Below are 24,981 nucleotides of genomic sequence, written 5' to 3' on the forward strand. Positions count from 1 at the left end.
CGCTCAGGCGTCCCGGCGTCGCAGCACGACCGCGGCAGCGATCATCGGGACGAGCGCCCAGGCCGCCACCACCGCGGCACCCTGCCAGGGCGTGAAGCCTCCCGTCCCGCCGAACGCCTCGCTGACGGTGACGAACGCCGTCGCGGCCGGCAGCGGAAGGTACTCCACCAGGGTCTGTACCCAGTCCAGCGTGATGAACTGCAGGATGCCCGGCAGCAGGAGCAGCACGGTGAGCGCGACCGTCACGGCTCCGGCGGTCGAGCGCAGAAGCGTGCCGACGCCGAGTGCGAACAGCGCCGCCGCGACCAGGAACGCCGTCGCGCCACCGGCGATCTGCCAGGTGGTGCCGTCCGTCAGGCTCGGCACCAGGTCGTGCTCGGAGAGGATCGGCATGGTCGCCGCATAGGCGGCCGCGAAACCGACGGCGGTCGTGATCACCGTGAGCACGGAGAGCGCGAGGGCCTTGGCTGCTAGGACGGGCAACCGCGTGGGCACTGCGGCGAACGTCGAACGGATCATGCCCGTGGAGTACTCGCCCGTGATCAGCAGGGCGCCGAGCACGGCGATCGTGAGCATGCCGAACTGGTAGCCGCCGGTGACGAGCTCGGCCCCGTGCACGTCGGCGAACACCGCGGCACCTTCCGGCGAGCCGAGACTGTCCGCGATCGCGGCCGCCTGGCCGAGGGCCATCAGGGTCAGCAGGACGACGGTGAGGCCGAGCGTCCACCACGTGGAGCGCAGCGAGAAGAGCTTGCGCCACTCGGCCGCGAGGACGCCGGCGAAGTCGAGCCGGGCCGGGACGAGGGGCCGCGCCGGGCGGACGGACGGCGCCAGTTGGGTGGTGGGCCGAGGGGTGCTGGTCGTGGCGGTCATCGGGACGCTCCGCTGTGGATCGGTTCGGGTGAGGTTTCGGGTGGGGCGGTCTCGGACCGGTACTCGACGGCGTCCTGCGTGAGGGCCATGTAGGCCGCCTCGAGCGACGCCTGCTGCGTGGCGAGCTCGTGCAGGGCGATGTGATGGTCCAGTGCGGTGTTGCCGATGAGCTCACCGGTCAGGCCCCGCACCTCCAGGGCGCCCGGCTCCGGCGAGGTGATCGTCCCCCCGGCCGCCTGGAGCAGCGGCGCGAGGTCCGCGGCCTGCGGGGAGCGCACCCGCACCGTGGTGCCAAGGACTCCGTCGATGACCTCCTGTACCGGACCGGAGGTGATGATCCGACCCTTGCCGATGACGAGCAGGTGGTCGGCGGTCTGGGCCATCTCGCTCATCAGGTGCGAGGAGAGGAAGACCGTGCGGCCCTCCGCCGCGAGCTGGCGGACGAGGTTGCGGACCCACTGCACGCCGTCGGGGTCGAGGCCGTTGACCGGCTCGTCGAGGATGAGGGTCTGCGGGTCCGCGAGGAGGGCGGACGCGATACCGAGCCGCTGACCCATGCCGAGGGAGAACCCGCCGACCCGCTTGTTCGCGACGGTGGACAGGCCGGTCATCTCGATGACCTCGCCCACCCGCTTCGGGCTGATGTGGTGGGTGGCGGCCATCACGGCCAGGTGGGCCCTCGCGGAGCGGCCCGGGTGCACGGCCTTCGCCTCGAGCAGGGCGCCGACCTCACGCAGGGGTGTGCGGTGCTCGGCGTAGCGTTTGCCGTTGACCGTGACCCGGCCGGAGGTGGGCTCGTCGAGTCCGACGATCATCCGCATGGTGGTGGACTTGCCGGCGCCATTCGGCCCGAGGAAGCCGGTCACGGTGCCCGGCCGGACGGTGAAGCTGATGCCATGCACGGCGGTCTTGTCGCCGTATCGCTTGGTGAGGTCGTGTGCCTCGATCATGGAGGGCTCTTCTCTCTGTGCTTTCACAGGCGGTCAAAAGCGGCCACTGGGGGTCAGATGGGGCCGTCTTCGACGCTAAGGCTCGGCGCACTGCGAGCGGATCGCGCTCGAGGCGGAACCGTCGGGGCCGACCATCCGCCGAACTGATGAAGGTCTGACCGCCCACCTCGGGGTGAACCCTGAGCCGAGGGACGGCGCAACTCAGGGTGCCACTCGTCACGGACGCACGTGGGGCTGACCTAGCCCGGTTCGGCGATGCCCCGTGAATAGGCCCAGACCACCAACTGCACCCGGTCCCGGGTGTCCGTCTTCGTCATGATCCGGGACAGGTGTGTCTTCACCGTGCTCGCCTCCAGGTGCAGCGCGGCGGCGATCTCGGCGTTCGACGAGCCCCGGCAGAGCAGCCCGAGGATGTCGTGCTCGCGTGCCGTCAGGAGCTGGGCGGCCGCGACGTCACGCGGCGTCGCGGACCGGCGCGTGGCGAACTCCCGCAGCACCCGCCTGGTCAGGCTCTGGTCCACCAGCCCTTCGCCGGAGGCCACCCGCCGGACGGCGTCGACGAGGACGTCCGGGTCGGCGTCCTTGAGCAGGAACCCGCTCGCGCCGGCCTCGAGGGCGCCGAACACATAGTCGTCCAGGTCGAACGTGGTCACCACCAGCACCGGGATCGGGTCGGCGACGTCCGGACCGGCGAGCGCGCGGGTAGCGGTGATCCCGTCACCGCCGGGCATCCGCACGTCCATGCAGACCACGTCCGGGCGCAGCTCCCGCGCGATCCGGACGCCCTCGACGCCGCCGGACGCCTGCCCGATCACCTCGATGCCCTCCGAACGCAGGATCACCTCGAAGCCGGCCCGAACCACGGCCTGGTCGTCGACGAGCACCACTGTTGTCATGAGGTTCCTCCTGGTCGGGGGATGGTCAGTCGGACCTGCCAGGCGCCGCCGGCAACCGGACCGGCGGTGAGCTCACCGTGGAGCATCTGGGCGCGTTCACGCATCCCGACCAGGCCGTGCCCGGTGGTGCCCGGCGTGCCGGCAGTGCTCTCGCCGGCTGGCGGTCGCGAGGGCGCGGGGTTGCGGACCGTCAACACGCAGGCCGACGGCGTGTACTCGCGGCGGAGGTCGATGCTGCGGCCGGGCGCGTGGCGCCGCGCGTTGGAGAGCGCCTCCTGCAGCACGCGGTACAGGGTGAGCTCCGCCGTCGGTCCCAGGTCCCACGGCTCGCCGTCGACCCGGTCTGTGACGCGCGCGCCCGCGGCTCGCGCGTCCTCGATGAGGGCGTCGAGGTCCGCCAGGCCCGGTTGCGGGGTCTGCTCGGCGCCGTCGGTCCCACGGAGCAGGCCGACGACCAGGCGGAGGTTGTCGAGGGTCTGGCGGCCCTGGGTCCGGATCCACTGCATGGACTCGCGGGCGCGGTCCGGGTCGGCTGCGATCAGGCGCTCCGCGGCCGCCGCCTGCACCACGATGCCGGAGAGGTGGTGGGCGGCCACGTCGTGCAGCTCGCGCGCGATCCGGGACCGCTCGGCGGCCACCGCCTGGGCCGCCCGGCTCTGCTGCTCGGCAGCCGCCGCGTCCACCTGGGCGCGCAGGGACGCGAGCAGTTCCCGGCGGGTGCCCACATACACCCCGATGAAGCACGCGACGGCGTAGACGGCGACCGCCGACGCGAGCGAGGCCAACAGGTTGACGGCAGGTCCGCCGTCGGGAATCGACTCCGGCCCGCCAAGGGCGACGGTGAGCAGCGCCTCGACCACGGCACCGACGCCGATGGCGATCGCGGCGACGCGTCGGGGTGCGTATGCCCCGACCGCGTACGCGGCCACCGGGGTCGCGAGCCCGCGGAACGTGACCAGGTCCGGCAGCAGCGGGGTCATCAGGATCTGGGCGAGGACGGTGAGGGCGAAGCACAGCACCGGCGCCCGGCGGCGCAGGATCAGTGCCGCGGACTGGGCCACCAGCAGCGCGTAGATGCCGGCCCGGGTCGGCCCGGTGATGGTGACGACGTCCAGGCCGAGCTCTGCTGCCATCCCGCCGGCGAGGAGAGCCTCGAGACCGGCGAAGCCGACGATGTTCAGCGCCGCGACGACACCGGCCACGACGGTGTCGCGGCCGGTGGTCGTGCGCGGGCGCAGCGAGAGGAGGCGAGCGCGCAGCGAATTGGTCACCTCATCCCCCTCGTCGATCCGATCGGCTCAGCGTAGTGACGTCCGGTGGTGTGGCTCACGCGAGGTCGCGGCGCCGGAAGGTCTGCAGCCCGCCGAAGCCGAGCACGAGCACCCACGCGGCCAGCGCGGCGAGTCCGCCGAGGGCTCCGAGGCTGGCCGGTCCGGCGAGCATGCCCGCGCCCGGGCCGACCGAGGCGAGCGAGCCGAGCCCGAGCGGTAGCCAGTCCGTGATGGCGGAGCCGCCACCGCCGATGAAGCTGACGATGCCGCGCAGGATCGGCTCGGCGATGATCAGGGCGCCGACGGTGATCAGGGTGGCGACCTGACCGCGGATGAGGGTGCCGATCGCCTGACCGAGCCAGGTGAACAGGACCAGGACGGCCAGGCCGCGGCCCCAGATGCCGAGGACCTCGCCCGGCGAGAGGGACAGTTCCGCACCCGGGGTGATGGTGATGGCGACGAACAGTCCGAGCGCGGTCAGGACGATCAACCCGACCCCGATGATGACGGCGGTCGTGGCGCCGGCGGCGGCCTTCGCGGCGAGGATCCGGGGCCGGGACGGGGTGATCAGGGCGGTCGGCACGATGCCGCCGGTCCGCAGGTCCGTGGTGGCGATGAGAGCGCCGAGGACGAGCATGGCCATCACGGTCAGCCCGACGTTCGAGCTACCGGGCCCGAGCGCGAGGAGGTCCAGGATCGAGCGTTGCAGGGCCGGGCTGCCGAGGTCGACGAGCGCGGTGAGGTCCGGGATGAGTTCGGCAGCGACGTCCGGCGGCAGGTCGCTCGATCCGGTGCCAAGGGAGTCGACCAGCCGCGGCAGCGCGACGGTGAGGGCCTGGACGGCGATCATCCCGATCCAGGCGACCGCGGCGACGATCCAGGCGGCCTTGGTGGTGCGGAGCTTGAGCAGTTCGGAGCGGTACATCAGAACATCCCTTCGGAGGCGGCGGTCAGGTCGAGATAGGCGTGCTCGAGGGTGTCGCCGGCCATGACGTCGGCGAGCGGGCCATCGGCGAGGACGCGGCCCTCACCGATGACCACGAGGTCGTCGGCCACCTGCGCGACCTCGGCGAGCACGTGAGAGGCGAGCAGGACCGTGCCCCCGCCGTCGGCGAACGAGCGCAGCATGCCGCGCAACCAGGCCATGCCGGCGGGGTCGAGCCCGTTCGCGGGCTCGTCGAGGACGAGGATCCGGGGTTCGCCGAGCAGCGCGGCTGCCAGGCCGATCCGCTGGCGCATGCCGAGCGAGTAGGTGCCGACGCGGCGGTCCGCGGCGCGGGTCATGCCGACCTTCTCCAGGGCGACGGCGACCGCGGCCTCGGGCAGGCGGGCGGCGGCTGCGAGGACGCGCAGGTGGTCGCGGCCGCTGCGGCCGCGGTGCAGGCCGCCCTGGTCGAGCAGGGCACCGACGGTGCGGGCCGGGTGGTCGAGGTCGGCGTAGGCGCGGCCACTGATGGCTGCCCTGCCGGACGCGGCCCGGGCGAGCCCGAGCAGGATGTGGACGCTCGTGGACTTGCCGGCGCCGTTGGGGCCGAGGAGGCCGACGACGCGACCCTCCGCGGCCGTGAAGCTGACGCCGCGCAGAGCCTCGACGGGTCCGTACGACTTGTGGAGATCGGTGATCTCGATCGGATGCATGGGGGTCCTCCGGCGATGGTGTGGTTGATGCCTTCAGCCTGTCCGGACCGGCGTGCGGAATCGTCTGGCGCAGGGGGGAACCTGGGCGCCAACCTTTGGGGGACCTGGGGTGGGGGAGGGTCCGCCGAGCGCTGACTGCCGGGCGCCGGGTGGTGGGCGCCGGGTGGGCATCCGTTACGATTCGCGACCGGAGGGGGCGTGATCAGGGGGCAGAACCGGACGTCCACCGCGCACCCTCGAACGACCCGGAGGTCCGTCACCGTGCTGCGCCGCTCGAAGAAGCTCACGCCGACCGCCTTTTGGTACTTCCTCGCTGCGGCCGCGGTCCCTTCGGTGCTCGGGCTGCTGAGCGCGCTGGCGATCCGGATCGCGGTGGGCTCGGGCAGCGTGTGGACGTACACGTTCGAGCTCAGTCGTCGCGGACGGCCGGTCGGGAACGCACCCGCGCAGGCGTCCGAGTTCAGTGCCGAACAGATCCTGTACTTCGTACCGTGGACGGCCATCATCGGGGCCGTCTGCCTCGCCCTGGCCGTGCTGTTCTGCATCCGCTGGCCGACGTCCCTGCTCGGGACGCTCGCCATCCTGCTGATCTCCCTCAGCGGCGTGAACGCGGGGATGTCCGCGCTGACGTCGCGGGCGTCCTGGGGCGGGTTCGGCGTGATCATGATCGGCCTCGCGGCCGTGGTCGGTCAGCGGATGCTGCTCGGCCTCGCCCAGAGCAAGCTCCGCGTCGTGGTGCCGGAGGGCGCGGCGGGGGTCCAGGGCCGGGCGCCCTCGCAGGGCCGGCCCGCGCCCTCCGTCCGGCCCGCGCCGCTCGGCCAGGCCGCCGACCTTCCCCCGGATACCCGACCGGGTCGGTGAGGACGGTCGGGCGTGCCCGCTGACCACTATGTGGACGTGGGCAGTCCGGCTGGGTCACCCCGGTGGGCGGGTGTCAGGATGGACACACCCACCCAGCAAGGAGTTCACGATGCCGCTGCCCTTTGACGACGACCCGAAGTTCACCGCCTACGCCAACCCGGAGCGGCTGGTGAGCACGCAGTGGCTCGCGGATCACCTCGGTGACGAGGGCCTCGCCGTCGTGGAGAGCGACGAGGACGTGCTGCTCTACGAGACCGGGCACATCCCCGGGGCCGTGAAGGTGGACTGGCACCTCGACCTGAACGACGCGGTCACGCGTGACTACGTGGACGCCGCGGGATTCGCCAAGCTCCTCGGCGGCAAGGGCATCACGCGCGACACCACGGTGGTCATCTACGGGGACAAGAACAACTGGTGGGCCGCCTACGCGCTGTGGGTGTTCGCACTGTTCGGCCACCCGGACGTGCGCCTGCTCGACGGTGGCCGGGCCAAGTGGGTGGCCGAGGGTCGCGAGTTCACCACCGACGTGCCGAGCCCGGCAGCGGTCGACTACCCGGTGGTCCAGCGCGAGGACGGCGGCGTGCGCGCCTTCAAGGAGGACGTGCTCGGCTTCCTCGGTGGGCAGCTCGTGGACGTCCGGTCGCTGCCGGAGTACACCGGCGAGCGCACCCACATGCCCGACTACCCGGACGAGGGCGCCCTGCGCGGCGGCCACATCCCCGGTGCGCAGTCGGTGCCGTGGGCCCGGGCCGCGAACGAGGACGGCACGTTCCGCTCCCGCGCCGAGCTGGACGCGATCTACCGTCAGGAGAAGGGCCTCACCCCGTCCGAGCCCGTGATCGCCTACTGCCGCATCGGCGAGCGCTCCGCGCACTCGTGGTTCGTGCTGCAGCACCTGCTCGGCTTCCCGAACGTCCGTAACTACGACGGTTCCTGGACCGAGTGGGGCAACTCCGTGCGGGTGCCGATCGCGCGTGGCACGGAACCTGGGGACGTTCCCGCTCCATGACAGAATTGGCTCCATGACCGACACGTCCGACCTGACGGCTGCCCTGGGGGGCATCGTTGACGACTTCAATGCGCTCACGACGGCGGACCGGTTGCAGTTGTTGCTCGAGTTCTCGACGGGTCTGCCGGAGCTCCCGGAGCGGTACGCGGCGCACCCGGAGCTCCTCGAGGGCGTGCCGGAGTGCCAGTCGCCGATCTTCCTGATCGTGGAGGTGGACGGCGCCGGCCCGGACGCCCCGGTGCACCTGTTCTTCTCCGCACCGGCCGAGGCCCCGACCACCCGCGGCTTCGCCGGAATCCTGCACGAGGGCCTGAACGGGCTCACCGCCGCCGACGTGCTCGCCGTGCCGAACGACATCTCCGACCGGCTCGGCCTCGCCGAGGCGATCAGCCCGCTGCGACTGCGCGGGATGGCCGGGATGCTCGGCCGCATCAAGCGGCAGGTGCGGGAGAAGTCCGGGATCTGAGCGGGCCGGCCGAGGGCTGGAGCTGGTCAGGCCAGCTCGCCGGTTCTGGCCAGGACCGTGCGCGCGTGGCGCAGGACGGGCTCGTCGACCATCTGCCCGCGATGCGTGAACACGCCCGGTTGCTCGGCCGCGGCCGCGAGCAGTTCTCTTGCCCACGTGATCTGGTCCGGGCTGGGCCGGTACGCCGCGCGGATCGTCTCGACCTGCCCGGGATGGATACAGGCGGTCGCGTTGAAGCCGCTCGCGTTGGCGTCCGCGGCCTCGACCGCGAGTCCGTCGAGATCGGCGATGTCCAGGTAGACGGCGTCGATCGCGCTCTTCCCATGCGCCCCGGCCGCGAGCAGCACCGCAGCCCGAGCATGCCGCGCCACCTCCCGGTAGCTGCCGTCGGCAGCGCGACTCGACGTGCCGCCCAAGGAGGCCAGCAGGTCCTCGGCGCCCCACATCAGGGCGCGCACTGCAGGGACGGCCGCGATCTCGGGCGCGGCCACCACGCCGAGCGCGGTCTCGCACAGGGCGATCACCTCGAAACCGCCGAGGCGGGCCACCTGCGCCGGCGACTCCGCCTTGGCGAGCATGACCGTGCGGTAGTCGGTGCCGACGAGCGCCTCGAGGTCGGCTTCGAACTCCGGGCTGTCGACGGCGTTGACCCTCACGATCGTGCGGGTCGGGTCGAGCGGCTCCGCGCGGAGCGCGGCCCGGGCCTGCGCCTTGCGCTCCGGGGCGACGGCGTCCTCCAGGTCCAGGATGACGGCGTCCGCTCGCTCGGCCGCCTTGGCGAACCGGTCCGGCCGGTCGGCCGGGCAGAACAACAGTGCCGGCCCCCAAGGTGTGCCGGTCCCAGCCGTGGGGCTCGTCGCGGTCACTGCGAACTCACACCGATCGCGTCCTCGCACCACACCAACGTGGACCGGACGGCGGTGGCGACGATGGTGCCGTCCTGGTTGCGGCCGGTGTGCTCGAGGGTCACGATGCCCTGCCCCGGGCGCGAGGACGACAGCCGCTTGGTGCGTACCTGCGTTTCCGAGTACAGGGTGTCGCCGTGGTAGAGCGGATGGGGGAAGGTGATCACCTCGAACCCGAGGTTGGCCACGATCGTGCCCTGGGTGAGCTGGGCGACGGACGATCCCACCAGGGTGGCCAGTGTGAACATCGAGTTCACCAGCCGCTGTCCGAACGGCTGACCCGCGGACCAGGCGGCATCGAGGTGCAAGGACTGCGTGTTCATGGTGAGCGTCGTGAACAGGACGTTGTCCGCCTCGGTGACGGTGCGGCCTGGGCGGTGCTGGTAGAGCACGCTCGTATCGAACTCCTCGTAGTACAGGCCCCGCTGCACCACGACGGCGCGCGGCTCGCTCGGTTCGCTCATGTCGAGGCTGACCTCCGCAGAGCCGGGTCCGCGGGGTCGTCCGACCCGGGGCGGCTGCCCAGGAGTCGCCAGGTGCCGGGCAGGAGGAGGGCGACCGCTGCTGCCTTGAGCGCGTCGCCGACGAGGAACGGGAGCACGCCCAGGGCGATCGCCTGAGGCAGGCCGACCCCTAGGGCAACCATGAGCCACGGGACGCCGAACAGGTAGATCACCGTGCCCGCCGCCGCATACATCGCGGCGGCTCGCCACACCGAGCGGTCCGCGCCGCGGGCGGCCAGCCAGCCGGCGAGGGCGGCGGCCGGCAGGTAGCCGAGCGCGTAGCCGAAGGAGGCGGCCTCCCATCCGGAGCCCCAGCCGGCGAACACGGGCGCGCCAACGATTCCAGCGACCAGGAACACGCCCAGGCTGAGCGTGGCGCGCACCGGACCCAGCGCGGCTCCGACGGCGAGCGCGGCGAACGTGCCGAGCGTCAGCGGGACCGGCGTGAACGGCAGCGGGACGGAGATCTGGCCGACCAGTGCGACGGTAGCCGCGCCGCCGACGACGAGGGCCGCATTGCGCAGGCGGGTCGCGGGGAGCAGATCGCCCAGCACGGGCGGACTGAGGGTCATCGACATTCGGTTTCTCCGATCGGGAGGGCGATACGCATGGACGTGTGGTCGATCATGGCGCAGGTGCGCCGGTGGCCACAGTGCCTGCGTCGTCCGTCTCACCATCGTCGGTGCCGCCGGCGGTGACGGTGAACAGCTCCTGCCCGGACGTGACCTGGTCGCCCGGGGCCACGGCGATGGCGCTGATGGTGCCGTCGTGCGGTGCGGTCAGCGTCACCTCCATCTTCATGGCCTCGAGCACGCCGAGGTGCGCCCCCTTGGTGACGGCCTGTCCCGGCCGGACGACGACGTCCAGGACGAGGCCGGGCATCGGTGCGCGGACGAGGTCCTCGGTGGGTGCGGCGTGTTCCGAGGCCAGGTTGCCGGCGGGCAGGATCGTGTAGTTCTGGCCGTGCAAACAGACGACGGCGGCCCCTTGGTCGAGCTCGTACGTCACCTCGTGAACGACGCCGTCGATCTCCAGCCGAGCGCGGCCGGGCGGGGCGAGCATCGGGCGCACGGTCACGACCCGATCACCGCGACCTCCGAGGTGCTCTCGCGGGCCGGGCCACCCGGCGTCTCGAGGGTGGTCGTCCTCCACACGCACCTCGTGCTGGCGTACGTCGACCCGGACGACGTGCCGACCGCCGCCCACGGCGAAGGTGCGGACGACTGGGGCTGCCGGTCCGCCGTCGCGCCAGCCGTCCCGCACCCGGAACGGGTGCGGAGGAGCCCCGCCGTCGGCCAGCAGCCACCCCGCCACGGCGAGCGCGAGGTCGGGCGACTCCGGCGGGAACGGTGCGTCGGTGCGGTCCAGCCACGCCGTGTCGATCTCGGCTGCGGTGAACTCGGGGCCGGCCACGAGGCGGCGCAGGAAGCCGAGGTTCGTGGTCAGTCCGATGACGGCGGAGTCGTCGATCGCCTCGACGAGCCGGTGACGGGCGACCTCCCGTGTCGCTGCGTGAGTGATGATCTTGGCGAGCATCGGGTCGTACCAGGTGCCGACCTGCTGACCGCTGGCCAGTGCTTCGTCGACCCGGGCTCGGGCGGACCAGCGCACCGTCCGGGCGAGCCCGGCCTGCGGGAGGAACTGGGCGTCCGGGTCCTCGGCGTAGACGCGGGCCTCGATCGCGTGCCCGGTGACCGTGACCTCCTCCTGGGTGAACGTGAGCGCCTCGCCCTGGGCGATGCGGAGCTGCTCGGCGACCAGATCGATGCCGGTGACGAGCTCGGTCACCGGGTGTTCGACCTGGAGCCGGGTGTTCATCTCGAGGAAGTACGCCTCCTCGCCCTGCACCAGGAACTCCACGGTGCCCGCGTTCACGTACCCGACCGCGGTCGCGAGCCGGATCGCGGCGCTGGTCACGCTCTCCCGCACGGCGGCGCTGATGGTCGGCGCCGGAGCCTCCTCGACGACCTTCTGGTGACGCCGTTGCACCGAGCAGTCCCGGTCGAACAGGTGCAGCACGTTGCCGTGCGAGTCCGCGAGCACCTGGACCTCGATGTGGCGGCCATGCTCGACGTAGCGCTCGATGAGCATCGTGTCGTCGCCGAAGGCCGCCTTGGCCTCGCGGCGAGCGGCGGCGAGGGCCGCGGGCAGCGCGGAGTCGTCACGGACGATCCGCATGCCCTTGCCGCCCCCACCCGAGACCGCCTTGACCAGCAGCGGGAAGCCGATCTCGGCGCGTGCGGCGGTCATGAGCGCTTCGTCGTCGTCGCCTTCGACCGCGGGCAGCATCGGCACGCCGGCAGCCGCAGCGATCCGGCGCGCCTCGTCCTTGCGACCCATGCGGTCGATCACCTCGGGCGAGGGGCCCACGAACACCAGGCCCGCGTCGCGGCAGGCAGCCGCGAACTCCGCGCGTTCGGAGAGGAATCCGTAGCCGGGGTGCACCGCGTCCGCGCCGGACCGGGCGGCGGCGTCGATCAGCGCGGGGATCGACAGGTAGGACTCGGCTGCAGGGGCTGGGCCCAGCCGGACGGCGGTGTCGGCGACCTGCACGTGCGGGGCGTCTCGGTCGGCATCGGAGTAGACGGCGACAGTCCGAAGACCGGCGGCGTGGGCGGCGCGCAGCACCCGTACCGCGATCTCGCCACGGTTGGCGACCAGGAGCGTTCCGAAGGTCATGTGCGCCTCACATGCGGAAGATGCCGTAGCCGGGCTCGGGGATCGGAGCGTTCGCGGCCGCGGCCAGCCCCATCCCGAGGACCCGACGGGTGTCGAGTGGATCGATGATGCCGTCGTCCCATAGGCGCGCCGTCGAGTAGTAGGGCGAGCCCTGTCGCTCGTACTGCTCGTGGATCCCGGCGACGAACTCCGCCTCCTGCTCGGCGGGCCACTCGCCGCCGCGAGCCTCGATGCCATCACGGCGGACTGTGGCCAGGACTGCCCCGGCCTGCTCGCCGCCCATCACCGAGATGCGGGCGTTCGGCCACGTCCACAGGAAGCGCGGGTCGAAGGCACGCCCGGCCATGCCGTAGTTGCCGGCGCCGAAGGAGCCCCCGATCACCACGGTGAACTTCGGCACCACGGAGCAGGCGACGGCGGTGACCAGCTTCGCGCCGTCCTTGGCGATGCCGCCGCGCTCGTACTCTCGTCCGACCATGAACCCGCTGATGTTCTGGAGGAACACGAGAGGGACGCCGCGCTGGTTGCACAGTTCGATGAAGTGCGCGCCCTTCAGCGCCGACTCGCTGAACAGGATCCCGTTGTTGGCCACGATGCCGACCGGGAATCCCCACACATGCGCGAAGCCGCAGACCAGACTCTCCCCGTAGAGCTCCTTGAACTCGGCGAACCGGGAGCCGTCGACGATCCGGGTGATGACTTCGCGGACGTCGTAGGAGATGCGGGGATCGGTCGGCACGAGGTCGAGTAGCGCTCCCGGGTCCTTCACCGGTTCCTCGACCGCGATCTGCCGGATCGACGGGTCCATCGGGCGCTGGAACGTTGTGACGATCCGCCGCAGGATGGCGACGGCGTCCTCGTCGTCGTCGGCGAGGTGGTCCACGACGCCGGAGACCCGCGCGTGCACGTCGCCGCCGCCGAGCTCCTCAGCGGTCACGACCTCGCCGGTCGCGGCCTTCACGAGCGGAGGGCCGGCCAGGAAGATCGTGCCCTGGTTCCGCACGATCACCGACTCATCCGACATCGCGGGCACGTAGGCCCCGCCTGCGGTGCACGAGCCCATCACGGCGGCGATCTGGGGGATGCCCTGGGAGGAGAGGTTGGCCTGATTGAAGAAGATCCGGCCGAAGTGGTCTCGGTCCGGGAAGACCTCGTCCTGGAGGGGCAGGTAGGCGCCGCCCGAGTCGACGAGGTAGATGCACGGCAGTCGGTTCGCCGCTGCGATCTCCTGGGCGCGCAAGTGCTTCTTGACGGTCACCGGGTAGTAGGTGCCGCCCTTGACGGTCGCGTCGTTCGCCACGATGACGCAGGTCCGCCCGGACACCTGGCCGAGGCCGGTGACGATCCCGGCGGCGGGGACGCCGCCGTCGTACAGGTCGTAGGCGGCGAGGGGGGATAGCTCGAGGAACGGGGAACCTGGGTCGAGCAGTCGATCGATCCGGTCGCGGACCAGGAGTTTGCCCCGCGCGAGATGCCGCTCGCGGGAGGACACGCTGCCGCCCATCCGGACCGTCGCCAGGCGGTCGCGCAGTTCGGCGGTGAGCGACGAGAGCGTCGGGACGGAACCGGTCCTCACCATGACTCCGCTCCTCCTCGAGTTAGCAGTCGATAACGACGACGTTAGCAGATGCTAACTACACCGTCTACACTCCCTGACATGAGCGCATCCGCGACGCCTGGCTCCGGCGGAGCGACGCCTGGCTCCGGCGGAGCGAGGGCTGGGTCCAGGGCGAGGGCTGGGTCCAGCAGAGTGGCCGGTGCGACGCCCGGTGCGGCGGCGGGCGGATCGGCCGGGAGCACGTCCGGCGGAGTGGCGGGCGGGTCCAGGCGCGACGAGATCCTTGCCGCCGCCGCCGACCTCTTTGCCCGCCACGGCTATCGCGGCGTCTCGATCTACGACATCGGCGCCGCCGTCGGGATCTCGGGGCCGGCCCTGTACCGGCACTTCCGGAGCAAGGATGCGCTCCTGGCCGAGATGCTGGTCTCGATCAGCGCTACGTTGCTCTCCGAGGGGCGCCGTCGCTCGGCGGCGGCCGCTGATGCGCCCAGCGGGCTGGCGGCGCTGGTCGACTGGCACGTCGAGTTCGCCCTCGACCACCTCCCGCTGATCACGATCCAGTTCCGGGACCTGGACAGTTTGGCCGAGGCGGACCGAGAAGAGGTCCGCAGGCTACAGCGGGAGTACGTGGAGACCTGGGTCCGGTTGATCCGCGAGATCCATCCCGAGGTGGGCGAACCGGCCGCGCGGGCCGCCGCACATGCTGTGTTCGGACTGATCAACTCCACACCGCACAGCGCACGACTCGCGCGGGCCGACATGGAGGTGCTCCTGCGAACGATGGCGCTTGCGGCACTGGGCAGCGTGGCAGCGACCGTCTGAAGCTGGAGGTGCTGCTGCGGGCGATGGCGCCTGCGGGAGAGGGGAGTGGCAGCGACCGGCTGACGTGGTGCCGTCTGCCCGGGGTCCTCATGCGAGAGCCGTGCGCTCGGTCCCGGTGCCGAGTGCTTTCGGTCTCGTGCCGGGAACGTGCTTTCGGTCTCGTGCCGGGAACGTGCTTTCGGTTTCATGGCGGGGCGGTTGACGCTCTCGAGTCGTGGGACAGCCCGGGTTGGCACGCCGGGTGGCGTGCGTGCTGGTTATGGTCCGGGGCCGTGGATCTGGTCGCCGTCTTTGGTGAAGAATTGCCATTCTCCGCCGTTCCAGATCATGGTGATTTGGTGGGTGTCGACGTAGCGGTGGTGGTAGAAGCATAGGAGGGCGCCGTTGTGCAGGTCGGTGTCGCCGCCGTCGGCCCAGTGGACGACGGAGTGGTGGCCTTCGCACAGTGGGGGTGGGGCGGCGCAGCCGGGGTAGGTGCAGTGCCGGTCTCTGGCGATCATGGCTCGGCGTCGGGCGTTGGTGAAGCGGCGGTGGGCGCGTCCGACGTTGATGATTTCGGAGTCGGGGCCGAAGATGACGCGGTAGATCTCGCCGCCGCAGGCGATCCGGCGTAGTACTGAGGGTGGGACGGGGCCGGTGCCGTCGGCCCAGGTCGCTGGGGGTTGGGACAAGATCGCGGCCCAGTCCACGCCCTCGAGGGCCTTGAGGGTGGTCAGCCCACTCGTGCCGGGCCGTAGCGGTGGCAGGTCCCGGCCGAACACCGGCCGCGCGTCACAGGGGTCGGCCGGGTCGGTGTCGGGGTCCAGGCGGGCCCAGTCGGGGATGTCCACCCCGACGGCCCCGGTGGGGTCGGCGCCGGGGTGCTCGGCCTCGGTGGCATCGGTGGTGTCCCAGCCGTGGTGGGCGCTGGTGGCGAGGATGTGTTCGAATTCGGGGGCGCTGATCAGCACGCCGATGTGTGGCCTTACGGATTGGCCGGTGCCGGCGAGGCCTTGGTTCAGGATGAGTTGTGCGGCGTCGGCGAGGGCTTGGGCGCGGCGTTGGCTGGCGGTTCGGGTATCACCGGCAGCCGGGACCGGGGTGAGGGCGGCGAGGGTTTCCTTGACCAGGTGGCCGTGCTCTTCGGTGAGGAACCCGGACAGGTGGAACCCGCCGGTCGTGGCGGCGAGGTCGAAGAACTCCCGCTCGCACGCTTCCCGGTAGCCGCGCTCGTCGGACTCGGCGTCCGAGAGCGCGGCGAAGTACTTGCACACCACCCGCAGGTCCTCGAACGACCCCGCACTCGCGAGCTTCAGGATCACCGACTCCGCGGTCGCATCATCATCAAACGCACTCTCGCCCGCGGCCCCGCCCGCCTCGCCATCGGCCGCGACCGCCTCCGCAGCCCCGCCCGACTCGCCATCGGCCGCCTCCGCGGCCGCGCCCGCCTCCGTGGATTTTGCGGCCTCCGGCCCTTCGCCAGCACCGATCTCCGGCCCTTCGCCGGTCTGCGGTGCGTCGCCGGCCTGGGTCGCCTCCGTTTGGGTCGTGGTGTCGCGGATGCCGCGTGCGGGGAGGCGTAGTGCGGCCCGGCGGGCTGGGCTCGAGGCCGCGAGGGTCGCGATCAAGCCGGCCTGTTCGATGCCGAGGTCGCCGGTTCGTAGCGCTGCGCGGACCTCGGGCAGGTCGTTGCTGAGCCGGTCCGCCAGGCGGACCTCACGGGCGGCGCGGGCGAAGGACATCTTGTGCGTGCGCGCGACGTGCTGGGGGTAGGTGCGGACCTTCCCGGACAGATCCCACATGCCCTCGGCGCGCTCGGCCGCGAGCCAGTCCAGACGCCGTCCGGTCAGGATCTCGATATCGCGGTGGGCCCGCACACTCGCCTCACCCAGGGCCCGCCCGGTGTGGTCGTGCTGCTCCTCGAACGGGTCCGCGTCGGCGAGCGCCGCGGACACGGCATCGAGCACGAAGAGCCGGTCATCCAGGGACCCGCCCAGCAGTGCGCCCAAGCTCGCCTCGCGCCGCGGGTCGGCGGTGAGGTCGACCGACCGGGCGCCCTCCTGGGGTGCGCCGTCGCCGGGCGTGTGACCCGTGGTCCAGTCCATGTTCCTCACCTCCCGTCCTCGAACGTGTGTGCTAGTGAGGTCCACGCTACGCGGATCCAACGACCATGCAAGGGGCTGTCAACCCACTGTGGACAACGAGGAATCAAGCCACCGATCAGCGCCCACAGCCGACCGAATCGCCCCTCAGATGCCACACCATCCACAGGACGCGCCACAGCATCCGGGAAGTGTCACCGGCGTCGTGTACCCGCGGTTGATCGATCTGCAACCGAGCAGCAATCGCCTGCTTCTACGTTCCTCCGAATGCCGCCGACGGGGTGGCCGGAGGAGGAGTTCACGATGGGACAGCCATCGATGACCGCGGGGACACGGGTTCGAGGACTGCGCGTCACGCGCATCTGCCTGGCGATGTTGGTGGAGGGCATGAGTTCGTCCAGCATCAACGTCCAGGTCGGCGCGCTCGACGAAGCATTCCACCCGAGCGGGCCGGAACTGGGACTGGTCGCGGCGGCATTCCTCGTCGCCTACGCCGGGCTGCTGCCCGACGCCGGTCGGCTCGTCGACGTGCGGGGCCGTGGCCCGATCTTCATAGCGGGAGTGACCGCGTTCGCGCTGGGGTCCCTGGTGTGTGCGGGAGCCGGCACGATCTGGCCAGGACGAGGCGTGCCGGAGGGCCCCCGAGCTCCAATTCCTCGTCCCCGCGCCTGGCGGTCAACCGCCCGAGCACCCTGAGGGTGAGCATCGAGTCAGACTACGGCTGACGTCCGCCCATGGCCACGACGAGATCGCGACCGGCGCTGCCCGTCAGTGCTCGTGCCCGCCCGATCCGCCGCCGGATGACATCCCGGCGGGCGGCTGTGCCACCTCACCCGGCGCCAGCACCACGAACTGCCCCATCAGGCCCTCGTCCTCGTGCCGGAGCAGGTGGCAGTGGAACATGTACGGCATCGCAGGATCGGTGTACTCCTCGAACCGCATCACCAGCCGGTACGTCCGCTGCGGCTCGGTGTAGATGGTGTCCTTGCGCCCGGCCAGCTCCGGCGGCGGGGCGTCGCCGTCGATGTCCACGATCTCGAACTGCACGTCGTGCACGTGGAAGTTGTGCGGCGACAGGTCCTGGTTGCGGACCTCCCAGATCTCCGTGGTGTCCACATACACGGACTCGTCGATCCGCCCCAGGTCCATCCGCTGCCCGTTGATCTCCCGGTCCTGCAGCTGGAAGGTTCGGGTCGTGGTCGCAGTCTCGGCATCCAGTCCGAACTCCGTGAATGCCGCCGCGGGTTCCGCGGACGGGGTGAGCGAATCGGCCGCCCGGAGCCGCAGCACGTCGAACTCGTCGTTCCCGCCTACGGCGAACGGCACCACCACGCGCCCGAGTTCCGGTTTGAAGGAGTGCAGCATCGTCTCCGTGCCCGGCTCCATCCGGACCAGGATCTCGGCGCGCTCGGCGGGCGAGAGGCGGATCCGGTCCAGCTCCACGGGCGCCCGCAGCAGCCCGCCGTCGGTGGCTACGAGCGTGAACGACCGGTCGTCGAAGCCGAACGAGTATGTCCGTGCCGTCGATCCGTTCAGGATCCGCAGCCGGACGATCTCGGTGGTGACGTCCAGGACCGCCCCGATCGTCCCGTTCACCATGATCGTCGACCCGAGCAGCCCCACCTCGTTGCCGCCGTCATCGATCGTGAGTTCGCCGTCGTCGAAGCTCTTGTCCTGGACGATCACCGGGATGTCGTCCACCCCGTACGCGCTCGGCAGCCCTGCCGCTTCGGTCTCGCCGTCGTCGAGCAGGAACAAGCCGGCCAGGCCCTTGTAGACGTGCTGCTCGGTGCGGCCGTGCGGGTGCGGGTGGTACCAGAGCGTGGCGCCCGGCTGGTTGATCGTCCACTCCGCCCGCCAGGTCTGGCCGGGCTCGACGCTCTGGTGCGGCCCGCCGTCCATCGTGGCCGGCAGGTGCATGCCGTGCCAGTGCACGCTCGTGGCCTCCGGCAGGGAGTTCGTGACCTCGACGGCGACCTGCTCGCCGCGCTCGGCCCGCAGCGTGGGGCCGAGGAAGTCCCCGTTGAAGCCCCACGTGGCGGTGGTCGCGTCGTCGAGGAACTGTGAGCTCCCCTCCCGCGCGTCCAGCGTGAAGACGCGGGTGCCGTCCGCGGCCACGGTGGACGCGGCCAGCGGCGGGATGGTCAGTGGCCGGTCGAACGACGAAGGCTCGGTGACGGGGCTGACGCTCGCCCCGCAGGCGGCCAGGCTGCCGGCTGTGACGACCGCCGGTGCCCCGGCGGCAAGGAGCAACAGGGTCCGACGGCGCAGGCTCCGTCGGGCGGGTGTGGTCGCCCCGGTCGGCGCGGCGGTTTCTGCCGCCCGACGGCGCAACGTCGCTCGGTCCGGTGTGGTCGCCCCGGTCATCGCTGCAGTTTCTGCAGGCCGAGGGCGATCAGGCCGGTCACGGCGCCGAACAGGGTTTGCGTCGCGAGGATCGGGATCGCCGCGAACGGGAGTGCGGTCAGGCCGCTGCCCAGCCCGGCGGGCGCGAGCAGGACGTCGACGCCAACGGTGATCACGCCGGCGGCGAGCCCGGCGAGCGTCAGGGTCGCCAGCGGCCGGGCGACCCGGGCGAGCAGGACCACCAGGATCCAGGCGATCGCAATGACCGAGCGCACCGCGATGGCACGTTCCGGCCCGCCGAACTGGTCGGCGATCGGAGTGGCCGCGGTCAGCGGCCAGAGCAGGGTCAGGGCGCCGAGGCCGATGATGAGCGCCCAGGACAACGGCGCCCTGGCCGGTGCCTGCGCTCCGGGCTGCGGAGCGCCGGGCCGGCCGGGGTACGTGGGCGTGCTCGGTGCGCCCTGGTGCGGCTGGCCGAAGTGCGTGGGCGCGGCGTCCGCAGATGTGGCCTGGTGCGGCGTCGGCGGGGTGGTGCGATGGGTGTGTCGTTCGGGCTGTGTGTTCATGCCTTCGACGCTAGGAACTCACGGGCCCGTGCACATCGGCCCCCGGGCGCGGGCGGCCGTCGCACGTTGTTGGCCGTGGGTGTCGCCTCCAGGCGACACGGATCCACGACCGATGCGGGATGTCCCCCAGGGGTGGTTCTTCCTAGGGTGGGGTCCATGCGAACCGGCAGCCCAACCGGCGACGTGGACCCGCGGGTCCTCGACGTGCTCCTCGGCGTCGGCATCGCGATGGGGGTCGCGCTCGTGATCCTGGCCGATCCGGGCAGGATCGACCCGGCCCCCGCCCCGGCGGCCGCGTACCTGTTCGCCGTCGGCTTCGGCCTGCTGATGGCCGTCCGACGGCGGCACCCCCGGCTGGTCCTGGTGCTCACCGTGATCGGCATCTTCGTCTACTACGCCATCGGCTTTCCGCCGATCGGGATCGCGCTGCCGGCCTCCGCCGCGCTGTACTCCGCCGCCGAGCAGGGCCACACCTCGTGGGCCGTGGCCCTGAGCGCCCTGCTGACGGGCGTGGCCGCCTACTTCCGGATCGCCGAGGGCCAGCCGACGGCGTACCTGCTCGGGTACGAGCTCCTCACCAACGTGGCTCTCGTCGCGGCCGCGATCGCGCTCGGGGTGAGCGTGCGGGCGCGGCGGCAGGCACGGGTCCAGGCCGAGCGCATCGCGGCGCTGACCAGTGCCGAGCAGCAGCACCGCGCCGATCAGCGGCTGCAGACCGAGCGGGTGCAGATCGCCCGGGACATCCATGACGTCGTGGGCCACACGCTCTCCGTGGTCGCCGTGCACGCGAACGTCGCGGACGAGGCGATCGGGCACGACGACGAGGCCGCACACCGGGCCGTCGCCCAGATCCGGGCGACCACCGCCGAGACCATGGGGGAACTGCGGGCCACGGTCCGGCTGCTTCGTGACCCGGGGACCGTCGCCCCGGGTCTGGCCGGATTGGCCCGGCTCACCGATCCCGCGCGGGAGGCCGGGCTGACGGTCGAGACCGCTGTCGACGTCTCCAACGGTGCCCTCTCGGGCGCGATCGACGCCGCCGCGTACCGGATTGTCCAGGAGTCCCTGACGAACGTGCTCCGGCACGCGGACGCGCAGCGGGTCGAGATCGCCGCTCGGGTCGCCGACGGCACCCTGCACCTCGACGTGATCGACGACGGCGTGGGTTCCGTTCCCGAGCCGCCGGCCGAGCGCGCGGGTGGGCACGGCATCGCCGGCATGGCCGAGCGGGCCACCCTGCTCGGCGGCACCCTGACCGCCGGCCCGCGCGAGGGCGGCGGGTTCGCCGTGCGGGCCCTGCTACCTGCGAGGCTGGACCGATGACGCTGCCCACTCCGAATGCCGCCCCGATCCGCGTCCTGATGGCCGACGACTCCACGCTCGTCCGCGCGGGCCTGCTCGCGCTCGCCACCCACGAGGGCGACATCGAGGTCGTCGCCCAGGCCGGAAACGGGCGTGAAGCGCTTGCCGAGGCCCGGCGCACCCACCCGGACGTCGTCCTCATGGACCTGCGGATGCCCGAGATGGACGGGATCGAGGCGACCGCAGCCATCGGCGCCGACCCGGGCCTGGCCGACGTCCGCGTACTCGTGCTGACCACGTTCGACGAGGACTCCGACATCCTCGAGGCGATCCGCGCCGGGGCGAGCGGGTACCTGCTCAAGGACGTTGCGCCGTCGGAATTGCGGTCCGCGATCCGGAGGGTCGCCGCGGGGGAGGCGACGCTGTCCCCGGCGGTCACACGGACGCTGATGCGGCAGGTTGCGCAGGCCCCGGTGCCGCGGGTCACCGCAGGCGTGCTCGATTCCCTCACCGAGCGCGAGCGGGAGGTGCTCACGCTCATCGGACGCGGGCGGTCGAACCAGGAGGTGGCGGCGGAGCTGTTCCTCAGCCCGGCCACCGCCCGCACCTACGCGAGCCGGCTGCTGAGCAAGCTGAACGCGCGCGACCGGGCCCAGCTCGTGGTGCTCGCCTACGAGTCCGGGCTGGTCAGCCCGGGCTAGCTCGTGACGGCAGCACCGCTGGGTGAGGACCTCCCAGGTCCGGGCGACCCGCCGGATCTTGGCCTCACGTCGGCTGGGCGCGTTGAGTGCCGCAGCCTGCACGGGCCTGACCATCGCGCGCGGTTCGAGCGCCGACCAGGGTCTCGGGGCCCGGCGTTCGCCTCCGGTCAGGTGTCCTGGGGCATCTTCTGCGGTATGGCGTTGTCCGCCTTGAGCTCTGCATCGTCGTCCCGGTCCACGGCGCGGTCCCGGCGCTTCACGGTGCGGGTGTCGTCCTTGGACCAGGCCAGGGCGAGCGTGACGGCGAGGACCAGGCTGGGCACCCCACCGATGAGCCAGATGATCTCACCGCCGGCAGCCTGGTCTGCGAGCGCGTCCACCCCCCAGGGCAGCCCGGGCGCGCTGAAGTGGTCCGCGGCGATCACAGAGGTCATCGACATCAGCGCGATCCCGAAGAAAGCGTGGAACGCCATGGTCGCGAGCAGCAACAACAGCCGCAGCGGGTTGCTGGGCCGAGTGGGACCGGGATCGATGCCGATCAGGACGTTCACGAACAGATAGCCGGTGAGGGTGAAGTACACCACCATCAGGATGTGCCCGAGGTAGGTGGCCAGCGACAGCTCGAACATCGGGGTGAAGTAGAACAGGATCACCGATCCGACGAAGTTCGCCGCGGCGATCACCGGGTGGCCCACGAACCGTGCGAAGCCCGAGTGCACCAGCCCGAGCAGCCACTCCCGTGGTCCCCGCGAGCCGTCCGCACGGGTTGGCAGCGCTCGCACCGCCAGGGTGACCGGAGCGGCCAACACGAAGAAGATCGGCAGCACCGTGACGAGGGTCATGTGCTGGACCATGTGCGCGCTGAACATGATCCGCCCGTACACGGCCGGTCCGCCGCACGTCACCCAGGCGAGCCCTCCCGCGGCCAGCAACCAACTCGCGGTCCGGGTCGCCGGCCATTGGTCCCCGCGCCGACGCAGCCGCAGCACCCACCGCAGGTAGATCACGGCGAACACCAGGGCGAGGCCTCCGAACAGCAGGTCCGGGGTCCACTGGGTGAACCACCGGCCCACGCCTGGTTCGGGTGGTACCGGGAACTGGGAGAGCATCTGCGTCGGGCCATGCCCCATCTCGGTCGGCTGTGGCGCCGGTGGGCCGGTGGCTCCGAGCGCCACAGCCAGGCCGGTGGCAACCGCCATCACCAGCACCTCCACCCCGGCGAGGCGCCAGAACGGGCCCCCGGGCAGGCCATCGGCCCGGAGCTTGGGCATGGTGCGCTCCCGGTGCAGGTACCCGAACACCCCGAGCACGGCGAACGCGACCATCTTGGCCACCAGGATCAGCCCGTAGTCGGTGAGTACCCCCTGCAGGGAGCCCAACTGGAGCCAGGCTTTCGCCAACCCGGAGATCCCCACGCCGAGGAACGCCCACAGCGCCACCGTGGAGTACCGCCCGACGGCGGCTCGCAGGTCCTTGCCGAGGCGTGGCGCCACGAGGCACAGCACAGCCAGCCCGCCCACCCAGATCGACGCCGAGGCGAGGTGCCCGAACAGCCCGGACATGCCCAACTCGTGGTTCTCCGCCCCGGCCGCGTGGCCGGTGGTGGCCAGCGGGATCAGCACGGCGAACCCCGCCACCGCGGCCATCACGGCCGAGCCGTAGCCGGCCACCACCACGCACGCCGACGAGGCCGCCGCGGCCAGGACCGCGGTCACCAGCGCGGTGCGGCCGGTGGAGATCTCCGTCACGTAATACGCCAGCTCGACACCGAACCCCGGGCCACCGAGCGGCCGCCCGGCCACCGAGCCGTAGCCCAGCACCAGATCCACCACCAGCAGCACCGCCCAGGCGGGTCCGGCCCAGCTCACCACCCGCGCCGCGAGAGCCCAGGCGCCACCGTCGGGTCGCACCCGCAGGCCGCGGGCCACGGCTGCGGTGACCGGCCTCGGAAGCACGAACAACAGCAGCACCAGGCCACCCAGCGTCAGCGCCGCGGCCAGATGGGACGCCACCGTGACCACCGGCAGACCCCACCGCACCACGGCGCCCGCATCGCCGATCAGGGTGGGCGCTGCAGCCCCGGAGAACGCGAGGCCGAGCACGCACGCGAGGGCCGCCGTCGGAAGCCCGGCCAGCACCCAACGGCCAGGTGAGAGGGCCATCGGCACACCTCCTATTTCACATTCCCAGCCATGACCGGGATCGGGGCGACTGCCGCAGGACCTCGTGTGGCTGCGTCGAATGGTGCTCTCGGCCGAGCGACCCGGAGCGTGTACAGCCGCAGCAGGGCTCCACCGGCCGACCCTGTCGGGGGGGGGGGGGGGGGGGGCGCCCCCCCCCCCCCCCCCCCCCGGGGCGAGGCCGGGGAAACGGGGGGGGGGGACGGGCCTATCCATGGATTGACAGGCGAGTGCCATTCACTCGCCGCTCAGGACCGGTTGTCGTGGCCTACGTCAGCTGGTTGCGCTGGTGTAGACACAGACAAACCGGTAGGACGCGACCTTGGAGGTGTCGGTCTCATCAGTGAAGGTCACGGTCACGGCGTTCTCTCCCTCCGTGGGCGTGACTGTCACCGAGCACGTGGTGGATGCCCCAGCAGCCAATGTCGCTGCCGCGCAGGTCACCTCACCACTCTCCGACTGAGCCACCAGGCTCGCGACCGTGGTGTCACCACTGTTGGTCACCGGGATCGTCATCCTGATCTGCTCCCCAGCACCTTCCGGGGTACCGGCGGCCGGGATGACCTCCACGCTGGGCTGGTTCACGGTGAAGGTCACCGTGTTCGACCCTCTGTCCGGCCCCTGGTAGATGAGGACGAACAGGAAGGACCCGACCTTGGAGGTGTCCGTCTCGTCGACGAACGTCACGGTCACGGTGTTCTCTCCCTCGGTGGGCGTGAACGTCACCGAGCATGTGGTGGAGGCCCCAGCAGCCAACGTCGCCGCCTCGCAGGTCATCTCACCAACATTTGACTGGGCCACGAGAGTCGTGATCGTGGTGTCACCACTGTTGGTCACCGGGATGGTCATCGTGATCTGCTCCCCTACACCTTCCGGGGTATCGGCAGCCGGGATGGTCTCCACGGTGGCTTGGTCCAAGGTGAAGATCGGTGTGCCCGATGTCCCATCGGTCCCGTCGCTCGAGCCGCCACCGAGCAGGTCACCGGTCGGCAGTCCACCGAGCAGGTCACCGGTCGGCAGTCCACCGAGCAGGTCACCGGTCGGCAGTCCACCCAGCAGGTCACCGGTCGGCAGTCCACCCAGCAGGTCACCAGTCGGCGCTCCGTCGGTCCCATCGGTTCCGTCGGTCCCCTGGTAGGTGAGGACGATCTGGAAGGACCCGACCTTGGAGGTGTCCGTCTCGTCGACGAACGTCACGGTCACGGTGTTCTCTCCCTCGGTGGGCGTGAACGTCACCGAGCATGTGGTGGAGGCCCCAGCAGCCAACGTCGCCGCCTCGCAGGTCATCTCACCAACATTTGACTGGGCCACGAGAGTCGTGATCGTGGTGTCACCACTGTTGGTCACCGGGATGGTCATCGTGATCTGCTCCCC

General features: G+C 71.4%; 23 protein-coding genes. 7 read left to right on the top strand and 16 right to left on the bottom strand.

The features are described 5' to 3' along the window. Positions 1 to 3 precede the first annotated feature (3 nt). From KCQ71_RS13235 to KCQ71_RS13260, 6 genes are all read right to left on the bottom strand, one after another. Complete coding sequence (locus KCQ71_RS13235) at positions 4 to 873, bottom strand: ABC transporter permease subunit (RefSeq protein ID WP_223406586.1); 870 nt, start codon at positions 871 to 873, stop codon at positions 4 to 6. Beyond that, on the bottom strand, positions 870 to 1,823 hold the full coding sequence (locus tag KCQ71_RS13240; protein ID WP_223406589.1) for an ABC transporter ATP-binding protein: 954 nt from the start codon (positions 1,821 to 1,823) through the stop codon (positions 870 to 872). Before KCQ71_RS13240 ends, KCQ71_RS13235 begins: the two co-directional genes overlap by 4 nt. A 239-nt stretch (positions 1,824 to 2,062) precedes the next feature. Next, positions 2,063 to 2,719, bottom strand: a complete 657-nt coding sequence (locus KCQ71_RS13245; RefSeq protein ID WP_223406591.1) for a response regulator transcription factor — start codon at positions 2,717 to 2,719, stop codon at positions 2,063 to 2,065. Further along, positions 2,716 to 3,990 carry a sensor histidine kinase gene (locus KCQ71_RS13250; RefSeq protein WP_223406593.1) on the bottom strand — a complete coding sequence of 425 codons (1,275 nt, stop codon included), beginning with the start codon at positions 3,988 to 3,990 and terminating at the stop codon, positions 2,716 to 2,718. The genes KCQ71_RS13245 and KCQ71_RS13250 overlap by 4 nt, the downstream gene beginning before the upstream one ends. Before the next feature lie 55 nt (positions 3,991 to 4,045). Then, entirely contained in the window at positions 4,046 to 4,915 is an 870-nt protein-coding gene (locus tag KCQ71_RS13255) for a hypothetical protein (protein ID WP_223406595.1), read from the bottom strand. Further along, positions 4,915 to 5,628, bottom strand: a complete 714-nt coding sequence (locus KCQ71_RS13260; protein WP_223406597.1) for an ABC transporter ATP-binding protein — start codon at positions 5,626 to 5,628, stop codon at positions 4,915 to 4,917. The genes KCQ71_RS13255 and KCQ71_RS13260 overlap by 1 nt, the downstream gene beginning before the upstream one ends. 261 nt (positions 5,629 to 5,889) lie before the next feature. Here KCQ71_RS13260 and KCQ71_RS13265 point away from each other — a divergent pair, with 261 nt between their 5' ends. The 3 genes from KCQ71_RS13265 to KCQ71_RS13275 all read left to right on the top strand — a co-directional run bounded on the left by KCQ71_RS13265 (position 5,890) and on the right by KCQ71_RS13275 (position 7,964). Beyond that, positions 5,890 to 6,489: a hypothetical protein gene (locus tag KCQ71_RS13265; protein ID WP_223406599.1), complete on the top strand. Its 600-nt coding sequence runs from the start codon at positions 5,890 to 5,892 to the stop codon at positions 6,487 to 6,489. Between the two features lie 109 nt (positions 6,490 to 6,598). Further along, positions 6,599 to 7,498 (top strand): sulfurtransferase, encoded by a 900-nt coding sequence (locus tag KCQ71_RS13270; protein ID WP_223406601.1) that lies wholly within the window; start codon positions 6,599 to 6,601, stop codon positions 7,496 to 7,498. 13 nt (positions 7,499 to 7,511) lie between these two features. Beyond that, complete coding sequence (locus KCQ71_RS13275; protein ID WP_223406603.1) at positions 7,512 to 7,964, top strand: SufE family protein; 453 nt, start codon at positions 7,512 to 7,514, stop codon at positions 7,962 to 7,964. A gap of 26 nt (positions 7,965 to 7,990) precedes the next feature. Here KCQ71_RS13275 and KCQ71_RS13285 read toward each other — a convergent pair whose 3' ends face one another. Genes KCQ71_RS13285 through KCQ71_RS13305 form a run of 5 tightly spaced genes read right to left on the bottom strand, consistent with a single transcriptional unit; the run spans position 7,991 to position 13,630 of the window. Next, positions 7,991 to 8,830 (bottom strand): HpcH/HpaI aldolase/citrate lyase family protein, encoded by an 840-nt coding sequence (locus KCQ71_RS13285; protein ID WP_308116639.1) that lies wholly within the window; start codon positions 8,828 to 8,830, stop codon positions 7,991 to 7,993. Next, complete coding sequence (locus KCQ71_RS13290; protein WP_223406605.1) at positions 8,827 to 9,333, bottom strand: MaoC family dehydratase; 507 nt, start codon at positions 9,331 to 9,333, stop codon at positions 8,827 to 8,829. The genes KCQ71_RS13285 and KCQ71_RS13290 overlap by 4 nt, the downstream gene beginning before the upstream one ends. Beyond that, entirely contained in the window at positions 9,330 to 9,950 is a 621-nt protein-coding gene (locus KCQ71_RS13295) for a biotin transporter BioY (protein WP_223406607.1), read from the bottom strand. The genes KCQ71_RS13290 and KCQ71_RS13295 overlap by 4 nt, the downstream gene beginning before the upstream one ends. A gap of 46 nt (positions 9,951 to 9,996) precedes the next feature. Further along, positions 9,997 to 12,051, bottom strand: coding sequence for an ATP-binding protein (locus KCQ71_RS13300; RefSeq protein ID WP_223406609.1), 2,055 nt, complete (start codon positions 12,049 to 12,051; stop codon positions 9,997 to 9,999). Positions 12,052 to 12,058: 7 nt separating this feature from the next. After that, positions 12,059 to 13,630: a carboxyl transferase domain-containing protein gene (locus KCQ71_RS13305; RefSeq protein WP_223406611.1), complete on the bottom strand. Its 1,572-nt coding sequence runs from the start codon at positions 13,628 to 13,630 to the stop codon at positions 12,059 to 12,061. Positions 13,631 to 13,708: 78 nt separating this feature from the next. Here KCQ71_RS13305 and KCQ71_RS13310 point away from each other — a divergent pair, with 78 nt between their 5' ends. After that, complete coding sequence (locus KCQ71_RS13310) at positions 13,709 to 14,431, top strand: SACE_7040 family transcriptional regulator (protein WP_223406613.1); 723 nt, start codon at positions 13,709 to 13,711, stop codon at positions 14,429 to 14,431. 257 nt (positions 14,432 to 14,688) lie between these two features. Here KCQ71_RS13310 and KCQ71_RS13315 read toward each other — a convergent pair whose 3' ends face one another. Beyond that, positions 14,689 to 16,515 (bottom strand): HNH endonuclease signature motif containing protein, encoded by a 1,827-nt coding sequence (locus KCQ71_RS13315; RefSeq protein ID WP_223406615.1) that lies wholly within the window; start codon positions 16,513 to 16,515, stop codon positions 14,689 to 14,691. Positions 16,516 to 16,884: 369 nt separating this feature from the next. Between KCQ71_RS13315 and KCQ71_RS13320 the strand changes: the two genes are divergently transcribed. Continuing rightward, positions 16,885 to 17,208, top strand: a complete 324-nt coding sequence (locus KCQ71_RS13320; RefSeq protein WP_223406655.1) for an MFS transporter — start codon at positions 16,885 to 16,887, stop codon at positions 17,206 to 17,208. Between the two features lie 72 nt (positions 17,209 to 17,280). Here the strand turns inward: KCQ71_RS13320 and KCQ71_RS13325 are convergent, their stop codons facing one another. Next, the gene (locus KCQ71_RS13325) at positions 17,281 to 18,879 is read right to left on the bottom strand and encodes a multicopper oxidase family protein (RefSeq protein WP_223406617.1); all 1,599 of its coding nucleotides are present in this window, start codon (positions 18,877 to 18,879) and stop codon (positions 17,281 to 17,283) included. Beyond that, the gene (locus tag KCQ71_RS13330) at positions 18,876 to 19,424 is read right to left on the bottom strand and encodes a hypothetical protein (RefSeq protein ID WP_223406619.1); all 549 of its coding nucleotides are present in this window, start codon (positions 19,422 to 19,424) and stop codon (positions 18,876 to 18,878) included. The genes KCQ71_RS13325 and KCQ71_RS13330 overlap by 4 nt, the downstream gene beginning before the upstream one ends. Before the next feature lie 156 nt (positions 19,425 to 19,580). On the opposite strand from KCQ71_RS13330, the gene KCQ71_RS13335 reads away from it, so the two are divergent. Both KCQ71_RS13335 and KCQ71_RS13340 read left to right on the top strand, forming a co-directional pair. Further along, a complete protein-coding gene (locus KCQ71_RS13335; RefSeq protein ID WP_223406621.1) occupies positions 19,581 to 20,747 on the top strand; it encodes a sensor histidine kinase in 1,167 nt (388 codons plus the stop codon). Further along, the gene (locus KCQ71_RS13340; RefSeq protein WP_223406623.1) at positions 20,744 to 21,427 is read left to right on the top strand and encodes a response regulator; all 684 of its coding nucleotides are present in this window, start codon (positions 20,744 to 20,746) and stop codon (positions 21,425 to 21,427) included. Before KCQ71_RS13335 ends, KCQ71_RS13340 begins: the two co-directional genes overlap by 4 nt. A gap of 167 nt (positions 21,428 to 21,594) precedes the next feature. On the opposite strand, the gene KCQ71_RS13345 is transcribed toward KCQ71_RS13340, so the two are convergent. Both KCQ71_RS13345 and KCQ71_RS13350 read right to left on the bottom strand, forming a co-directional pair. Beyond that, the gene (locus tag KCQ71_RS13345) at positions 21,595 to 23,589 is read right to left on the bottom strand and encodes a bifunctional copper resistance protein CopD/cytochrome c oxidase assembly protein (protein WP_223406625.1); all 1,995 of its coding nucleotides are present in this window, start codon (positions 23,587 to 23,589) and stop codon (positions 21,595 to 21,597) included. A gap of 291 nt (positions 23,590 to 23,880) precedes the next feature. Further along, the coding region (locus KCQ71_RS13350; RefSeq protein WP_223406627.1) for a hypothetical protein at positions 23,881 to 24,981 on the bottom strand (1,101 nt) is incomplete at its 5' end.

It is taken from the genome of Occultella gossypii (assembly GCF_019947135.1).
In the GTDB taxonomy this organism is placed as follows: Bacteria; Actinomycetota; Actinomycetes; order Actinomycetales; family Beutenbergiaceae; genus Occultella; species Occultella gossypii.